The sequence below is a fragment of the Runella limosa DSM 17973 genome, from assembly GCF_000482465.1.
In the GTDB taxonomy this organism is placed as follows: Bacteria; Bacteroidota; Bacteroidia; order Cytophagales; family Spirosomataceae; genus Runella; species Runella limosa.
In genome coordinates, this window is the sequence record NZ_KI519421.1 from 488,979 (window position 1) to 505,855 (window position 16,877).

18 protein-coding genes are annotated in these 16,877 nt (G+C 42.1%); 8 read left to right on the top strand and 10 right to left on the bottom strand.

Annotated features, from left to right (window positions below):
- The first annotated feature begins 42 nt into the window (after positions 1–42).
- Together porX and K339_RS0117815 are read left to right on the top strand one after the other, a co-directional pair.
- Positions 43–1,605, top strand: a complete 1,563-nt coding sequence (porX, locus tag K339_RS0117810) for a T9SS response regulator signal transducer PorX (RefSeq protein WP_028524805.1) — start codon at positions 43–45, stop codon at positions 1,603–1,605.
- A gap of 209 nt (positions 1,606–1,814) precedes the next feature.
- Complete coding sequence (locus K339_RS0117815) at positions 1,815–2,345, top strand: 5' nucleotidase, NT5C type (protein ID WP_028524806.1); 531 nt, start codon at positions 1,815–1,817, stop codon at positions 2,343–2,345.
- A gap of 85 nt (positions 2,346–2,430) precedes the next feature.
- Here K339_RS0117815 and K339_RS0117820 read toward each other — a convergent pair whose 3' ends face one another.
- From K339_RS0117820 to K339_RS0117850, 7 genes are all read right to left on the bottom strand, one after another.
- Positions 2,431–3,219, bottom strand: coding sequence for an acyl-CoA desaturase (locus tag K339_RS0117820; RefSeq protein WP_028524807.1), 789 nt, complete (start codon positions 3,217–3,219; stop codon positions 2,431–2,433).
- Between the two features lie 90 nt (positions 3,220–3,309).
- Positions 3,310–3,981, bottom strand: a complete 672-nt coding sequence (locus K339_RS0117825; protein ID WP_028524808.1) for a DUF4159 domain-containing protein — start codon at positions 3,979–3,981, stop codon at positions 3,310–3,312.
- A gap of 76 nt (positions 3,982–4,057) precedes the next feature.
- The gene (gene yiaA / locus K339_RS0117830; protein WP_028524809.1) at positions 4,058–4,486 is read right to left on the bottom strand and encodes an inner membrane protein YiaA; all 429 of its coding nucleotides are present in this window, start codon (positions 4,484–4,486) and stop codon (positions 4,058–4,060) included.
- Positions 4,487–4,501: 15 nt separating this feature from the next.
- Positions 4,502–4,960: a LytR/AlgR family response regulator transcription factor gene (locus K339_RS0117835; RefSeq protein ID WP_157607641.1), complete on the bottom strand. Its 459-nt coding sequence runs from the start codon at positions 4,958–4,960 to the stop codon at positions 4,502–4,504.
- 58 nt (positions 4,961–5,018) lie between these two features.
- On the bottom strand, positions 5,019–5,726 hold the full coding sequence (locus K339_RS0117840) for a 16S rRNA (uracil(1498)-N(3))-methyltransferase (RefSeq protein WP_028524811.1): 708 nt from the start codon (positions 5,724–5,726) through the stop codon (positions 5,019–5,021).
- Between the two features lie 151 nt (positions 5,727–5,877).
- Positions 5,878–7,086, bottom strand: coding sequence for a vWA domain-containing protein (locus tag K339_RS0117845; RefSeq protein ID WP_028524812.1), 1,209 nt, complete (start codon positions 7,084–7,086; stop codon positions 5,878–5,880).
- 45 nt (positions 7,087–7,131) lie between these two features.
- Positions 7,132–7,980, bottom strand: a complete 849-nt coding sequence (locus tag K339_RS0117850) for an AAA family ATPase (protein ID WP_028524813.1) — start codon at positions 7,978–7,980, stop codon at positions 7,132–7,134.
- 359 nt (positions 7,981–8,339) lie between these two features.
- Here K339_RS0117850 and K339_RS0117855 point away from each other — a divergent pair, with 359 nt between their 5' ends.
- The 4 genes from K339_RS0117855 (at position 8,340) to K339_RS0117870 (ending at position 11,509) form a co-directional block, all read left to right on the top strand.
- Positions 8,340–8,984 (top strand): hypothetical protein, encoded by a 645-nt coding sequence (locus K339_RS0117855; protein ID WP_028524814.1) that lies wholly within the window; start codon positions 8,340–8,342, stop codon positions 8,982–8,984.
- Between the two features lie 503 nt (positions 8,985–9,487).
- Positions 9,488–10,165, top strand: coding sequence for a hypothetical protein (locus K339_RS36075; protein WP_028524815.1), 678 nt, complete (start codon positions 9,488–9,490; stop codon positions 10,163–10,165).
- 7 nt (positions 10,166–10,172) lie between these two features.
- On the top strand, positions 10,173–11,081 hold the full coding sequence (locus tag K339_RS0117865; protein WP_028524816.1) for an SH3 domain-containing protein: 909 nt from the start codon (positions 10,173–10,175) through the stop codon (positions 11,079–11,081).
- A 23-nt stretch (positions 11,082–11,104) separates the two neighbouring features.
- A complete protein-coding gene (locus tag K339_RS0117870; protein WP_028524817.1) occupies positions 11,105–11,509 on the top strand; it encodes a YqhG/Tai3 family protein in 405 nt (134 codons plus the stop codon).
- Between the two features lie 11 nt (positions 11,510–11,520).
- Here K339_RS0117870 and K339_RS0117875 read toward each other — a convergent pair whose 3' ends face one another.
- Positions 11,521–12,678: a hypothetical protein gene (locus K339_RS0117875; RefSeq protein ID WP_028524818.1), complete on the bottom strand. Its 1,158-nt coding sequence runs from the start codon at positions 12,676–12,678 to the stop codon at positions 11,521–11,523.
- 147 nt (positions 12,679–12,825) lie between these two features.
- On the opposite strand from K339_RS0117875, the gene K339_RS0117880 reads away from it, so the two are divergent.
- Positions 12,826–14,337 carry a hypothetical protein gene (locus K339_RS0117880; RefSeq protein WP_028524819.1) on the top strand — a complete coding sequence of 504 codons (1,512 nt, stop codon included), beginning with the start codon at positions 12,826–12,828 and terminating at the stop codon, positions 14,335–14,337.
- 58 nt (positions 14,338–14,395) lie between these two features.
- Here K339_RS0117880 and arsN2 read toward each other — a convergent pair whose 3' ends face one another.
- Positions 14,396–15,730, bottom strand: a complete 1,335-nt coding sequence (gene arsN2, locus K339_RS38070) for an arsenic resistance N-acetyltransferase ArsN2 (protein WP_157607642.1) — start codon at positions 15,728–15,730, stop codon at positions 14,396–14,398.
- Positions 15,731–15,778: 48 nt separating this feature from the next.
- Positions 15,779–16,105 (bottom strand): ArsR/SmtB family transcription factor, encoded by a 327-nt coding sequence (locus K339_RS0117890; protein WP_028524820.1) that lies wholly within the window; start codon positions 16,103–16,105, stop codon positions 15,779–15,781.
- A gap of 124 nt (positions 16,106–16,229) precedes the next feature.
- Between K339_RS0117890 and K339_RS0117895 the strand changes: the two genes are divergently transcribed.
- Positions 16,230–16,709: a C40 family peptidase gene (locus K339_RS0117895; protein ID WP_028524821.1), complete on the top strand. Its 480-nt coding sequence runs from the start codon at positions 16,230–16,232 to the stop codon at positions 16,707–16,709.
- Positions 16,710–16,877: the final 168 nt, after the last annotated feature.

Below are 16,877 nucleotides of genomic sequence, written 5' to 3' on the forward strand. Positions count from 1 at the left end.
TGTACTCACCAACTCCTTTGTATCAATTCAACACAATTCACTATGGCAAATATCCTCTGGGCAGACGATGAAATAGACTTACTTAAACCCCATATTTTATTCTTAACGGGCAAAGGTTACAACATTACTCCTGTCAATAGCGGCGCAGACGCCCTCGAAAAAGTAGAGCAAGAGCGTTTTGATGTCGTTTTTTTAGACGAAAATATGCCTGGGCTCACGGGGCTTGAAACCTTAGCTCAAATTAAGCAAAGTCGCCCAAACCTTCCCGTGGTTATGATTACCAAAAGCGAAGAAGAGCGTATCATGGAGGAAGCCATTGGTTCTAAAATTGCCGATTACCTTATCAAGCCGCTGAATCCGAATCAGATTTTATTGTCGGTCAAAAAGATTTTGGATAACAAGCGCCTTGTCAGCGAAAAAACCAACCACAGCTACATGCAGGAGTTCCGCCAGTTGGCGATGCAATATCAAGACCGCATCGGCCACTCTGAGTGGGTAGAACTTTACAAAAAGCTCATATACTGGGAGTTAGAGCTTGAGCAAAGCAAAGACAAAAGCATGGAAGAGGTGTTTTACACCCAAAAAGAAGAAGCAAACAACAACTTTTGCAAGTTTATCATTGACAATTACGAAGACTGGCTCAACGACCCGCATTCCGACAAACCTATTCTGTCGCACCAATTAATGAAACGGAAAGTATTTCCGTTGATGAAACCCAGTGAGCCGCTCTTTTTTATTCTCATCGATAACTTCCGCTTTGACCAATGGAAAGTAGTAGAACCTCTTCTGAATGAATACTTTACCATTGAAGAAGAAGGCTCTTATTATTCAATACTACCTACAACGACGGGTTTTTCACGTAACTCTATTTTTGCGGGATTGATGCCCAGTGAAATCGAAAAACAATACCCAAATTGGTGGGTAAACGACGAAAACACCCCCGAAGGCGAAGAAGGGTTAAATAAGCACGAAGAAGATTTGTTGCGGAAGCAATTTGAGCGTAATCGTATGCAAGTACGGTTTTCGTACAACAAAATCATCAACCAAAATCAGGGCAAAAACTTGGTTGATAACCTTCCTAATCTCTGGAAAAACCACTTGAACGTCATCGTATATAACTTCGTGGACATGCTCTCCCACGCCCGAACCGACATGATGATGATCAAAGAATTAGCACCTGACGAAGCTGCCTATCGCTCCATTACCAAGTCGTGGTTTCAGCACTCGCCCATCATGGATTTGATTCAGAAAATTGCGGAGAAAAAAGGCCGCATCATCATCACCACTGACCATGGCATGACGCGCGTAAAAAAACCAGTAAAAATCGTCGGCTACCGCGAAACGAATACCAATTTACGCTATAAACAGGGTAAAAACCTTGGTTTTGACGATAACCACCTTTACGTATGCCGCCGTCCTGAGCGCTTGTTTTTACCCAAACTCAACGTCTCAACTGCCTACGTTTTCACCCTTGGCGATTACTTTTTTGCCTATCCCAACAACTTCAATCAATACGTAAATATGTACCGTGATACGTTCCAACACGGAGGCGTCTCTATCGAAGAAATGATTATTCCTTTTGTGTTTTTGAAGCCGAAAGGATAAGCGGGAATGTCGAATGTAAAATGTCGAACTGCAAGAGGGTGAAGGATGTTTTTAAGCATTCTTCACCCTCTTTTTTCCAGTGATTATCAACAAATTACCTCTGCTTTTACGTCTATTCAATGACCAGTTCCATTAATTACCTTTCTAATTATCTGAATTTTTCTGTTGAAATCGGAGTTGACTTTTTATAATCGCCTTTATTTAAAAATATGACAAAACCCCGCCTCATTTTAGACCAAGACGACGTATTGGCCGATACCCATGGCAAACTTGCAGACATCGTTCTTCGTGAATTTGACACTCAATTAACTTCGGAAGAACTTCACCAAGATTCTTTTTACGAAACCCTGTCGCAAGCCGACCAAAAGCGGCTTTACAAAATCCTCCACGAACCTGGCTTTTTTGCAGATATTCCACTCATTCCGAATGCCCAAGAAGCCGTGTTGGAATTGAGTAAAAAATACGAAATTTTTGTGGCAACGGCTGCGATGGAATTTCCCAATTCCTTTCGCGAAAAGTACGATTGGCTTCACCGTCATTTTGGGTTTATTTCTTGGTCAAACATCGTTTTTTGTGGCGATAAAAGTATCCTAAATGGCGATTACCTCATTGACGATATGCCCCGCAACCTAAAGACATTCAAAGGTAAAGGATTACTTTTCAACGCACCTCATAACCTCAAAGAAACGGAATTTGAGCGCGTCATGAACTGGGAAGAAATTTTAAAACGTCTCTTGTAAGTTTATTAATTTGACGATTTTCACCAATAAAAAAGCGGGTTAGTTTCAACTAGCCCGCTTTTTTATTGGAAATATCGTTAGCTTCTTATGCCTCTCTTTCGTGCGCTGGAGCTGGTACCTCAACACCCACTTTCGATTCACGAAGTTTGATGATTTTGGTCCAACTCAAGAGTTTAATAACTGGATACGTTGGGTCAAATTCAAACCATTTAGTACCAAAGTTGGCACGATTTGGTAATTTGTGGTGGTTGTTTTGGAACAATTCGCCCATCATCAACAAATCAAAAATTAATGAGTTTTTTGACTCATCGCGGTTGTCAAAGTTTTGGTAACCGTACTTGTGGCCACTCCAGTTGACGATAGCACCATGAACAGGCCCCATCAAAAAGTGGATAGGCAACAACAAGAAAAACGCCCAGTGCATATCCAAATAGATAAAAGCAAAAATGTAGAAAACTAAGTATGATACTCCCCAACCAACGCGTGAAATCCATGAATCACCCAATTTTTCAAGTTTTTCCCAATATGGATAATCACGGTCAAAACGCGCTTCTACTTTCATTTTACGCTGCACAACTGCATTGTAAATATCTTTGGTTTTCCACATCATCGTAAACACGTTTTCGGTATGATGCGGCGAATGTGGGTCTTTTTCCGTGTCGCTAAAAGCGTGGTGCATACGGTGTAAAATGGCGTAAGCACGTGGACTCAAGTACGAAGATCCCTGCGAAATGTAAGTCAAGGCGTAGAAGAACTTCTCCCAAAACTTGTTCATAGTGAACATCTTATGGGCAGAGTAACGGTGCAAAAAGAATGTTTGACAAAACAATGAAAGATACCAATGTCCAAAAAAGGCAACCAAAACTGCGTACATGAAGCAAATGGATTATTTAAACTTATTATAAACTTGTACAAAACTAAGAAAAGCTTTGCTGACAAACAACCTTTTCAAGCGAATTTCCGCTTACTGGTTGACAGTAAGTGCGTACTGAACCAAATTCGCTCCCATACGCAAGGCTTGTAGGCGGAGTTCTTCGGGGTCGTTATAGACACTTTGGTCTTCCCAGCCGTTGCCCAAGTCGCATTCGTAGCTGTAATAACATACCAAACGTCCTTGCCAAAACAGTCCAAAACCTTGGGGAGGTTTAGAGTCGTGTTCGTGAACTTTGGGAAGTCCGTTGGTGAAATTGAATTTTTGGTGATAAACAGGATGATTAAAAGGTACCTCGACAAACTCCAGTTCGGGAAAGACTTTTTTCATCTCCCGACGAATAAACTTATCCAGCCCATAGTTGTCGTCAAGATGAAGAAAACCTCCTGCAATAAGGTATTTACGAAGATTTCGGGCTTCCGAATCAGAAAAAAGAACGTTTCCATGCCCTGTCAGGTGAACAAAAGGGTACGAAAATAAATCGGGGCTTCCTGGCTCTACAATGTCTTCCTCGGGAAAAATATTCATGCGTAAGTTCTGATTGCAGAACTTAATGAGATTGGGTACCGATGTTTTGTTGGCGTACCAGTCGCCCCCACCACCGTACTTGAGTTTTGCGATTTTATAAGAATATTGGGCCGAAGCGGTGGTCAATATAAAGGCACTAAGCAACAGGGATAGAAACAGCTTTTGAAGGAGGCGCATAATGGGGGTGTCTTGATGAATGAACCGTTGCACGAACTTAACGTAAACGATTCAATCACGCAAGTTTGTACACCAATTACAACGAATCCTTATCAAATTTAGTACCAGTTTTAGAAGAAGAGCCGTCTTGGCTATCTCTGGTATTTTTTTGAACGGCAATCGCTCCAAATAGTGCCAACAGAAACGCAAAAGCATAGAATCCTTTTTCGCTTGGAAGCATGGTTGCATTCCACAATCCAATGGCCAAAAGAGAAATGGACAAAATAGTTGAAAACCAACTGATTCCATAATACACATCCGTCACTGGAATACCTTCCAAACGGTCGCGCACGCTTTTTTGTACTGACACAACAGCGAATAGCCCGTACATTAAAACCGTAAAATAATATCCCTTTTCATTAAGTGGGAGTTCGGCCCTCCAAAGTCCAATAATGTAACCTGCCATGCCTGCGCCCAATGCGACCCAAGAAGCGCCAATAAATGCCGAAGATGGTTTTTGATTCATGATTTGTCTGGTTTACTAATTTTCCCAAAATTTTGTCAGTGCATTATCTTTTTTTAAAGCCCTACGTTTGCGCCGCGAAATGGGCAATTCTTCGCCGTTGAGTAACAGCACATTGTCAGGAGTCATCGTTACGATATGTTTGGCATTGACGAGATACGACTTATGAATACGTACAAAATCAACGTTTCCCAAGACTTCATTGAAATGCTTCAAGGTTTTTGACTCCAAATAAGACTTCCCATTTCTCAGAAAAAAACGAGTATAGTTTACCTCCGACTGCATATAGATGATTTGAAATTTGTCGATAGGTCTAGGAATACCGCCCACATGCACAAATATATGCGATAAACGGCTTTCTTTTAACGGAGGGAGCGAAAAGTACGATGCCTGTGACATAATGGATGTAGCATTTTTAAGGGTTAAAATCAACATTCCAAAATTCAGGAAAGTAGCCACCATTAAAAAAAATGTCACAGTGAATCGGGATATTAAGTAAGTAAACCGTAGCAAACACGACCTAAACCGTGTTGCTTTATGGTATGTTTACGAGATGCAAGGTCTGACACGCCACCAACGCTGCGGTTTCAGTCCGCAAGCGGGTATTGCCCAACACCGCCATTTGAAACCCAAGTTGTTGCGTCAATTCGATTTCTTTGGTCGTAAAATCCCCCTCAGGGCCAATTAACACGAGGTAGCTTTGTTTTGGAAGAGCACTTTTCAACAAATGCGGCGGAAGAGCATCGTCGGGTAAATGGGCAATAAATTTTTGCGAAGTTACTTCCGACGCTTTGGGCAACCATTTTTCAAAATCGCCCACTTCTTCTAATTGAGGCAGGTAAGCTTGTAACGACTGTTTCATGGCCGAAACGGCTATTTTTTGCAAGCGGTCTAGTTTAATCGTACGTCGTTCTGAGTGTTTGGTATAGAAAAAAGAGATTTTATCAATTCCCATTTCGGTCGCTTTTTCGACAAACCATTCAATGCGGTCGATGTTTTTGGTAGGGGCTAAAGCAATTTCAATCGAATAGGGACGTGGCTCGTAGGTAGTTTGTTTTAGTATCTGTAAATCACAACGCTTGGGCGTACTCTGACGCACTTGGGCATCGTACCAACTTCCTTGACCATCGGTTACTTGCACCACTTCTCCTTCGCGAAGGCGTAACACTTTGGCGGCGTGGAATGCCTCGTCGTCGGTAAGGGCCGAAATAGAAGAGAAATTAGGCTGGAAAAATAAATGCATATATTGGAGTTGAATTTTGCTGTAATGCCTTTAAACTATCTAAAATTTTTCACACAAATGAGCCCAGATTTAATGTCGCAGATGAACACGGATACTTATGTTTTCTATGTGTTCATTCTATTATGCGCTATGTATTTTAAAATAGTTGGCATTATCCGCTAGTTTCAAATTTGATTTTAGGATTTTTCAAACATTTCATGGCTTGCGTCAATCCATTTAGGGTAAGTGGAAACATCCTATTTTCGGACCATTCTCGAATAATACTGATACTATGGGTATATTTCCAGTAGTCTGCTACCGCAATCGGATTTAACCACACAAAATGAGGGTATTGTTCTTTAAAACGATTCAACCACGTAATTCCCGCTTCTTCATTATAATGTTCCACACTCCCTTTGGGATGGGTAATTTCGTAGGACGCCATGGAAGCATCCCCCACAAAAATCACTTTGTAGTCTTTGTTATACTTATGTAAGACCTCCAGCGTCGGCACTCGGCTCGCACGCCGACTGTTATCCCGCCAAAGAGTTTCATAAATACAATTGTGGAAATAAAAGTACTCAATATGCTTAAACTGGTATTTAGCCGCCGTAAACAACTGCGAACATAAATCAATGTGGTCGTCCATCGAACCTCCGACGTCGAGTAGCAACAGCACCTTTACGTTATTTTTTCGCGACGGGTGCAAATGAATATCCAAAATCCCACCATTTCGGCTTGTGCCTTCGATGGTGGCGTTCATGTCTAGCTCTTCGTCGGTTCCCTCGCGCGTCAGGATTCGTAACCGCCGAAGTGCCATTTTCATATTCCGGGTATTCAATTCAACGTCTTCATCGTAGTTCTTATACTCGCGTTGCTCCCACACTTTCAACGCCGTTCGGTTTCCTGCCGAAGGGCCTTTCACCCGAAATCCCTCAGGATTGTAACCATTATTGCCAAAAGGCGACGTCCCCCCCGACCCAATCCACGTATTTCCTCCCGAATGGCGCTCGTTTTGCTCACGCAGTAATTGTTGAAAACGCTCAAAGAGTTTCTCCAAACCACCCATTTTTTCAATCAATTCTTTTTCTTCCTCGGTCAATTCTCGTTTGAGTGCGTCTTCAAACCAATCGGGTGGAACATTGACTTCTAATAATTTGGCTTCGACGGTTTCGGCGTTTTTAAAATACTCTGCAAACAGTCGGTCGAATAAATCGTAGTGCATTTCATTCTTAATCAATACCGTCCGACTGAAGTAATAAAACTCTTCCACACTCATCTGAATGACCTGCTGCTTGAGTCCTTCTAATAAGTTCAAATACTCCCCCACTGATACAGGAAGTGCGTGTTTTTTGAGCAATAAAAAGAAGTCTAAAAACATCTTTGTGAGCGACAGAGTAAAGAGTTAGTGGATAATCACAAGCGCTTAATAAGGCCGAAAACCTTTGGAACGTAAGGCCGCGTACAAGTCGTTATCTTGTTCATTTTTGAGCAATGCCCCCAAAAACGGCGGCACTTCGGGCATAGATTCAAGGTCTTTTAGATCATCTGCCGACACTTTTGCCCAAAGCAACAGCTTAATCCAGTCAATCAATTCGCTGGTGGAGGGTTTTTTCTTTAACGCTTTTACGTCACGCACGGCAAAAAACATTTTCAACGACCGTTCCAACAATTCTTTATCAAGGTCAGGATAGTGAACATTGACAATTTGAAGCATCGTTTCCCGATCAGGAAAACGAATAAAATGGAAAAAGCAACGCCGCAAAAACGCATCGGGCAATTCCTTTTCGTTGTTGGATGTAATGATGACAATCGGACGATTTTTTGCCGCAACGGTTCGATTCAATTCATAACAAAAAAACTCCATTCGGTCGAGTTCTTGCAACAAGTCATTGGGAAACTCAATATCGGCTTTGTCGATTTCATCAATCAACAAAACCACCTGCTCTTCCGCCTCAAACGCCTCCCACAGTTTCCCTTTTTTGATGTAATTTTCAACCTCATACACGCGTTGGTCGCCGAGTTGTGAGTCTCGCAATCGCGAAACAGCATCGTATTCGTACAAACCTTGATGCGCTTGCGTTGTTGATTTGATGTGCCACGTAATAAGTCGTTTTCCCAATGCTTTCGCTACTTCATAGGCAAGCATGGTTTTGCCCGTACCAGGTTCGCCCTTGAGCAGCAGCGGTTTTTGCAAACTCACCGAGGCATTCACGGCCACAGCCAACTCACGCGTTGCGACGTACTTTTCGGTTCCTTCAAATTGAGGCGTCATGTGTGTAGGGGTTCCTAGTTTTCTTTTACCAACGCAAATTACGTTTTTTTGAGAAATTCCATAAACCTATTCAACTACCAATCACGCCTGTCTCTTTTTACGCATACCCAATGTTGACAGCGCCATTAAAACTAACAACACAAGCAAACGAGAAATTTTTCAAAAAATTAGATACTATTATTTTCATTTTTACACTTTTAATATATCATTAATTATTATAAAATAAAAATTGTGTTACTTTTTATAAAATGGCCGTCTCAGTATAGAATAAGTGTTTTAAAGGCAACAAAACTCATACCAAAAAAGATAATTTTTAAGAACATTTATTCTATACTAAAAAACAAAAACAATCAATTATTATGAAAAAGTTACCACTTTTTTTTGCATTTATTGCCATTTCACTAACGGCAATATCCCAGAACGATTTAAAAAAGGAAGAAAGCGCTTCTACACCCAGAAAGCTGAGACTAGGTATTGGTTTAGGCATCGGCTCCACCTATCGATACGGGGGGCTTTGGTTAGCAAAAATGGCTCCTTCAATTCATGTAGAGCCTCAATATAGGATTTCAAAGGGCCTATACGTAGGATTACGGCTAGAAAACTCTTTCTTAAAGAACTACCGAGCTACTTATACAATTGATGCAAAAACGAGCAATGAGTATGGGCAAATCAAAGCTAACTCATTATTTTCTTGGGCATTAACCATTGAGAAACACTTTAAGAATGACCTGAAAACTTTCGCTCCATTTGTTGGTGCTGGAATAGGTACATTTTATCGAGGACAAGGACAGCTAATGGCCTACAACAATAAGGAAGTGGCATTAGGCACATGTTCTGGACTTCTCTTTAGAGCTGGGTTAGCTTCTTCTAAGTTTTCTTTTATGGCCGAAGTAAACCCACTATGGGAAAATAATGAACATGGGAAATTTAGAAGCTGGTGGGGTGACTCTGGAGAATATAGAGGTCGAAGCTACGCTTCAATTAAAGGTACTTATTTCTTTTAGATTTCCTTTTTTATGGCAGTTATTTTTAGTAAAATAATTGCCATAAAAAATTACAATATATCCATTTTTAAAGTTTTTTGAGTCACAATTTAGCACTTTTTGACTCTATCACTTCTATTTTTAGCGAAGCCAAAACTCAGCTATCATCCCAAACATTTACTACTCAAGTTTCACAGCGATGTTTTAAACTTTTGGCTTCACTACACCATTTTCCTGGCTCACTTCATTACTTTTTAGTCCTTGTAGCGCTCATTCTACTTTTGGGTCAACAATTTTAGACCCAACTGTGTTATGAAACAGATCAAAGTAGGCTATTGCCTAAAAGTTCACTAAAATTCAACTAACCATACCCTCCTACAGCAGTTCGGAAAAAGACTTTTCGTACCATCAAGCACTGTTGTTTTCGTCGCTAAATGTGGCAACTCCTCCCTAAGTGGGCTAAGTTACAAATACCATTTTAAAAGCGTCAAAACTTGTTTACTTTTGGGCAAAACTTATTAGAAATGCTCCTAACCACTTTACTCTCAGTTACTCTATTTTTTCAATCCTACAAGTACCCCATTTTACCCGCTTCGGGTACCAAAGTCGAGTCGTTTGTGCCTAAAGGCTGGCACATCCACGAAAAAGCCGAAGGCGACCTTAACAAAGATAACCTTCCCGACCTTGCGGCAGTTATTGAGGCCGACAAACCCGTCAAAAATCTAAAAGAGGCAGACAACGAACAGACCCCTCGCCTACTTTTCGTCGCTTTCAAACAAGCCGATGGAAGTTATAAACTTTCGATTCAATCCAACGAATCAATCATGCTGTCCAACGAAGGCGGTGTTTTTGGTGACCCGTGGGAGGGGCTTTCGGTTGAAAGAGGCACCCTTTTGGTACGTTTTTATGGCGGTAGCTCCAGTCGCTGGAACTACGCCTACCGCTGGCGATTTCAAAACAACGACTGGTTTTTGATTGGCGCTACCTACACGGCAAGCTCAACCCATGATGGTTCTTACGAAAAATACGACTTTAACCTCATCACAGGCACTACCGAAATTTCAAAAGGAGCAGGTGAAGACGAAAAAGGAAATACGCCAAAAGACAAAGTTACGAAGCTCAACATTGGCAAGAAGCCTCTCTTGAAACTCAAAACTTTTAAACCTGTTCAGTACGCGATTTACAAAGACATTTACCTTTAAACTTCCTATGAAAACCCTCTTCTCTTCACTCCTCACGGTTTGTAGTATTTCTTTGCTGCACGCCCAAGATTTAATGATTGCCAGCCCCAAAGTAACTTCGTACAAAAACGCGGCCGCTTCGGGTCCTAGCGCGGGTTCTTACAAAATTGGCTCTCAAGTAAAGCTGGTCGAAAAATCGGCAAATGGAAAGTTTTACAAAGTTAGCCAAGACAAAGGCGCGACGGGTTGGATAACTTCTACTCAAGCTGTTCCCCTCAACAAACCTACGACCAAAGAAGTAGCGTTGGCCGTAGCAAGAAGTTACAATGCCAAACCGAGCGAAAGTGGCACGGCCAACGTCGAAGTAGAAAACTGGCTGAAAGCGCTAAAAGCGGACAAAACGCTAACTCCTATTGAATCCGCGGAGGTTGAATTCTTCCGTTTAGTGACGATTCAGCGCATTGCTCGCAGCATTCCGTTTGGTACCAATCAACTGAAAGCATGGACCGATAGCCACAAAAAAGAGGTTTATTACAGCGACTATGGGAACGCAGGGCATTTTTTACAACAAGACCTTTTATGGAAACTGGAAGCGACTGTCCCTGCCACCGACCCACTCAAAGAACGAATCGCCTACGAAGCAAGCCAACTCGAAACGGGTGGCGAATGTGAAGGCTATTGGGTCTGTGTGTTAGACCGTGCTTTGTCCAAGTCAGGTGAATACCTAAAACGACATCCAAAAGGGAAAAATGCCAACGCGCTGGTTCAGTCTGTTCTCGAAGAGTTTAAGTACTCAGACCCAGCAGAAACCAAAACGTACGATGCCGCTGATAAAAAAATGGTAAAAAAATCGGCAAATGATTGGAAAAATATTCTTAGTAAAACCGCCGATAGTGCTGACAAAAAGCAACTTATTGCAATTTTAAACAAGTTTTAACTTTATCCTTTTGTTTATTCACAATGCGCAGAATTCTTGTATTATTTTTCGTTTTGGGGTACTTTGTCAACACCTCTTATGGGCAAATCAAAACCGCCGCTCAAACGGTTCAGGACTTTTATAAATGGTACACCGCCAAAGGTGCCATGCTCGAATGGCGTCAGGTGCTCAAACGACCTGAATTTAGTCCTGCTTTTCGAAAACGTTTGACCGTATTTTACCAAAAAATGGAAAAAGACAACGAAGGCGGCTACGACCCCATCGTTCAGGCGCAAGATTTTGATGATCAATTTAAAATCAAACCCGTTTCAAGTACGACTACCAAAGCGATTTTTGAGTTGTGGATGTTTGGCGGAAAAGCCGCAACCGTCACACTCAACAATGTGGCCAATCAATGGCTGATTGATGATATAAAAGGGGTTCAATAACCCCTTTTATATCACTGCTCATACGTAATCATAACCTTAATAGGTTTTGATAAAATTTGACCACTGTTTGTGGGGTGGTTTCGGATCTGAATATTAGTTGCGTCTGAATAAAAATCGAATTGATACCCATTCGTATTCGTATAAGAATGAGGAACATACTGTCCATTTAATTCAAATTGAACCAAAACGGTGATTGACAGTATTTTTGTACTCGTAAGCCCGTGAGGAACAGGAATTATCTCTCCTTGGGCTGCTCCGGTAGTACCCGTCAATTTCTTCACTTTGATGAAAGGGGCATCAGCGCCTAATTTTGAAAATCCACCTACATCTACTGCACTATTGGTGGCTATATTACCAGTCACCGAAATTTCACTGGAAATCCTCAAGCCCGTGCTATTGAAAGTAGTCCAGTTGGCGTCGGGGATATTACCAAAATACCCCGGAAATATTCCAAACTGCGTTGTGCCATTTCTAACCGCAAATTTTTCTCCCGTTGAGAATGAAGTGGTACCAATACCTACACTGCCACTGAATTGATGTATTGCAAGCCTAATATCTCCATCAGCATTATTAAAATGGCTTCTGAACAACAGTGCAGCCTGCCCCCCATTAACGAGCCTTTCATCGCTTTGGATTGACCAACCATAATTCTGATTAAAATGCCTAAGTTTTAATTCAGAAACAAATTGATTGCCACCGGCTGTTGCCACAGTAATAGATTGATTATTTAAGGTATTATAATCTCCAACCTGTAGCTTTGTTTCAGGCGTAGTTGTCCCAATACCTACATTGCCATTGTGGTCAATCCTCATTCTTTCCAGTGTAGAGAGCGTATTCAGAGAGGTAGTATAAAATTGAATATTGGAGCCGTTTGCCGTGGGGGTAAAGTTTTGAGCCGCGCCAAAATTAATGGCAGCGCTATAGTTATTAGAATATCCACTACCATTATAGCCTCGTCCATAGATACTCATCATCCACGCGCCACTGGGCAAAGCAGTGGGCGCATTCGAGGTTCCATTCGATCGTTGTCCAGTAATGTTGGGTACTGTTACTCCAGCCGCAGTCAAGGTAAGCTGCTTATCCGTGGTAGGGGTTAGTGTCACACTTTGCCCCAAAACCGTAAAAGCGGATAAAATTAGAATAGAGAGGGAAGTAGCTGTTTTTTTCATGGGAAGATTGTGTAAGGTTTTAAAACATGAAGTAAAAACCACCTCCGAAAATTTCCTTAGCAAAATCAGGTTTGCCAAGAATTTATTTTTGCAAAAGATTTTGCAAAAGGTATATTTATTCACCTTTACCCTATTACTCACTGGTTTATGCTCCTTAAAGACAAAATTTATTTACACGAGCTTCGCGAACAATTCTTGCAACAGCTTATCAATGAATGGCCTACCAAATGGCAAAAAGACTTTGAGGAGTTCAGCAGTTTTGAGGCGCTAAAAAGTAGAAATGCGTTTTTGGAAGCCCTACTTGCTGATATTGAGGAGGTTTTGCACCAGAAACGCAGCATCGAAACCCCAACCGAGCTCTTCAGTAAGGATTTTCTACGCCGCTTTATTTTTGAGTACGGCATCAAAGAAGTTCGTATCCAAACCCGCTTCCGCAACGTCGTTGCAGTCTATTTAGGCTATACCGATTGGGATGACTTTCAACAAAAAAACAACGACCTCGACCGTCACAATATCCACATTAGCTACGTCAACATCGAAGAATCTCTCTTGCCCGCGCTTCGTAAAACTCAGATAATTCCACTCTCTGATGAGGCTCATACGTCGTTTCAAATCATACAACCAAAGTTCACTCTCCCAAGATTTGTGCCCATTTTATTGGGAATCGTGGCCGTGTCGGCGCTTATTTATTTTAGTTTGGATTGGTGGCAAAGCCGTCCTTTTTCATCTGAAGAAGTCAAAGAAGTACAGTTCAAAGTCATCAAAACGGTGGGAAAATACCCTCAATCGGTTCGTATTATGTACGATGTGCAGTCGCTTAAACGCGTTCGAGACATAGCATTGATTTTGGGGGTTGGGAGAATTGTATCCGCAAATAATTACGTCAGTTACATCACAAGCAGTGCCAAGCCCTGTGACACAGTTTCTCAAACGTATTTTTACCCTGGGGTCTATCGTCTCAATTTATTGGTCAATAAACACAACATCAAAACCGACTACCATACAGTCTTTTCTTATCCAAATCAATGGGCAGCTTGGGGTTTTGGGGTAGCGTACGAAAAAAATTGGACGACCAATATCAGCACTATTAAAAACTACATCAACGAAGGGGTACTTCACTTGGACCCGCGCGAATTGCCCAACGAAATAAAAGGAGAAGACGATTATCGCCACTCTGTGTATGCACTCACGCAAGATTTCGGCGTTCACCTTGACAGTGTGACCTTAGAAGCCCGCCTGAAAAATCCCGAAAGCGAGGGCGGCGAAAGCTGTTTTAACACAGATATTGTCCTGACTGATAATCATCTCAACAGTGCAGAGGCTGAATTTACAATGAAAGGCTGCTCCGATTATGCCAAATTGATGGTAGGTAAAACGATTTTTAGGAAAGGTAACCTCCAACAGGGCAAAAATATAGATTTAGATAATTTTGGGATAAACCACAACGAATGGAATACCTTTAAACTCCAATTGAAGGGCCAACAAGTCGAAGTGTATGTCAATGGAATTTCGGTATTTCGGGGCGAGTATGAAGGCCGAGAAAACTTTCACAACCTAACCGATATTCGTTTTACGTTTAAAGGAACGGGTTCGGTAGATTGGGTCAAAATATCCAACTCTTACTCAGGAAAAATGGTCTATCAAACCGATTTTGATTAAACGGATTTTATCCACAAAAACCCGTTTAATCTATTCAACCCGTGTTTGCAACCACACCCTAACAACAGCCCGAGCCTGGCGTACAGCAATCGGATGCTTGCTCTAAATCCAACAGCTTGATTTTGGTTTTCTCTACCGACTTCTTCATCACCGTGGCCGAACTCGGACATAGGCCGCTAAACTGCTGCGATTGTGCAATTTCAGCAGGGACAGAGTCTCGTTCCACTTTTTCAAAACCCTGTTTCGCAAAATAGTCTTCGGCCGTCGTTGTGATCAAATACAATTCTTTTACCCACTGCAAACGCATTTGTTTGGTTACATCATTGACCAAGCGTTGCGCAATTTTAAAGTTCCGAAACGACTCCTTTACCGCTACCGAACGCAACAAACCGATTTCACCCGTTATCTCTACACCTGCCGTACCTACCAACTGACCATCCACAAACGCAAGCAAGAAATTAGCTAACTCAGGGTTCAAATCTTCCGTAGGCAAGCCCACCGACTGCAAAAATCCAACAACCGCGTCTTTGTCAGCTGGTTTTGCGCTACGAATTTGGATTTCTGCGGTAGCAGGCGACGGTTTGTCGGCGTAAACTGTAATGCTGTAAATTCCCAAATTTCCTTTGCGGTACGCCTCAATTTCTTCAACGGAAATATATTCAGCCAAAATCGAATCTGGAAGGACAATTTCACGATCTTTCTGAAGTGTGATGTTTACAAACCCAGTTTTTTCAATCAACCCCAAATAGTCTGATTTCTGAATGGCCCCCGACACGCATCCCGCGTACATTTCGGCGGCATGTTGCAGTCCCGCAGGCAGTTCGCCTTCTAACACAATATCCGAAATGCTAAAATGCCCTCCAGGTTTTAATGTACGGTAAATTTCTTTGAAAACCTTGGCTTTGTTCGGCACTAAGTTCAATACGCAATTGCTCACAACCACGTCGGCGACATTATCACTAACGGGCATCGCTTCAATATCCCCTTGACGAAATTCCACGTTATTGAACCCCAATTTTTCAGCGTTTGCCCGCGCTTTGGTAATCATCGCTTCGGTAAAGTCCACGCCAATTACCTTGCCCGTAATGCCAGTAGCCGCCCGTGCCACAAACGCATCATTACCAGCCCCGCTGCCTAAATCAATGACGGTATCTCCCTCTTTGATTTGAGCAAATTGAGTCGGAAGACCGCAGCCCAACCCTAAATCAGCATCAGCCACGTAGCCGCTTAATTTTGTATAATCTTCGGCCATGATTCCCAAAAATTCTCCATCAGTTTCACAACTTGGGCCACAGCCGCAGCACGAAGCCGCGTTGAAGTCCTTCGATTGATTAGCCACCTCGGTGTATTTTTCGCGCACCAAGTTTTTGAGCGATTCGTCTGTTGTCATCATTGTAAGCATTTTTAATTGTAATATTACGATAAATATAAGCAAAAAATTTTAACAGCAACCATTTTTAAGGTACGACGAAAACAACAATCCGAACGACTGCATTGCTTCGTTCCAAACGACTTCGTCGATACAGTAACAAACGCGCGGCGGAGCGATGTCTCCTTTGATGATTCCGATGCGTTTCAACTCTTTCAAATGTTGCGAAACCGTAGCTTGAGAAAGCGGCAATTCATCCACCAAATCACCACAAACGCAGGCTTTTTTCTCCGCCAAAAGCCGCAAAATTGCGACCCTTGCAGGATGCGCAAACGCCTTAGCTAAGTCCGAAATTCGATTTTCTTCTTCGGTAAAAACTTCCGATTTTGTTGTTCCCATTTTGGTATAAAACACTAATTCATCGCAATATTACGATAAATATTTTAATTCCAAAAATTTGGTAAAAAAAACTTTTTTTCCTTACTTGGGGAAGCGTTCAACCCTATAAAAAAGTACCTAACTGATGAAAAAGTGGATTTTTGTTCTAGGATTATGCCTTTTATCGACCTTTTCTTTTGCCCAAAAAACGGCTGTCGATTCGACCCAAAACACTTCGTTAACAACTGATATTCTGTCATTTGCAAAAAAACACCTTAGCTACCGCTACCGCTCAGGTGGGAGTTCCCCCAAAGGTTTTGACTGCTCAGGTTTTGTACGATATTGTTTTTCTAAATTTGGGATGCTCCTCCCCCATTCTAGCGCCGCCCAAATCTCTCACGGGGTAGAAATCGCCCTTGGCGAAGCACGTCCAGGTGATTTAATTTTCTTCAAAGGAAGCAACTCAAAAAGCGCCCGTATTGGCCACGTCGGAATGATTGTCGCAGTCAGTGATGGCTACGTCAAATTCATCCACTCAGCCTGGAAAGGCGGCATCCGTTACGACGTCCTTCATGCCGATTATTATAGGAAGAGATTTGTGGGGGTGAGGAGAGTGATTAAGTAGTGTCGAGGGTCGAATGCAGAGGGTCGAATAACCGTGCTGAGGGTTTCTCAAAACCCGCCCCTTGTGCAAAGGATTGCTCACAACCCGACCTCTCTGCGCAATGTACTGAGTGCTTGTGCTGAGGGTTTCTCAAAACCCGACCCTTGTGCAAAGGGTTGCTCACAACCC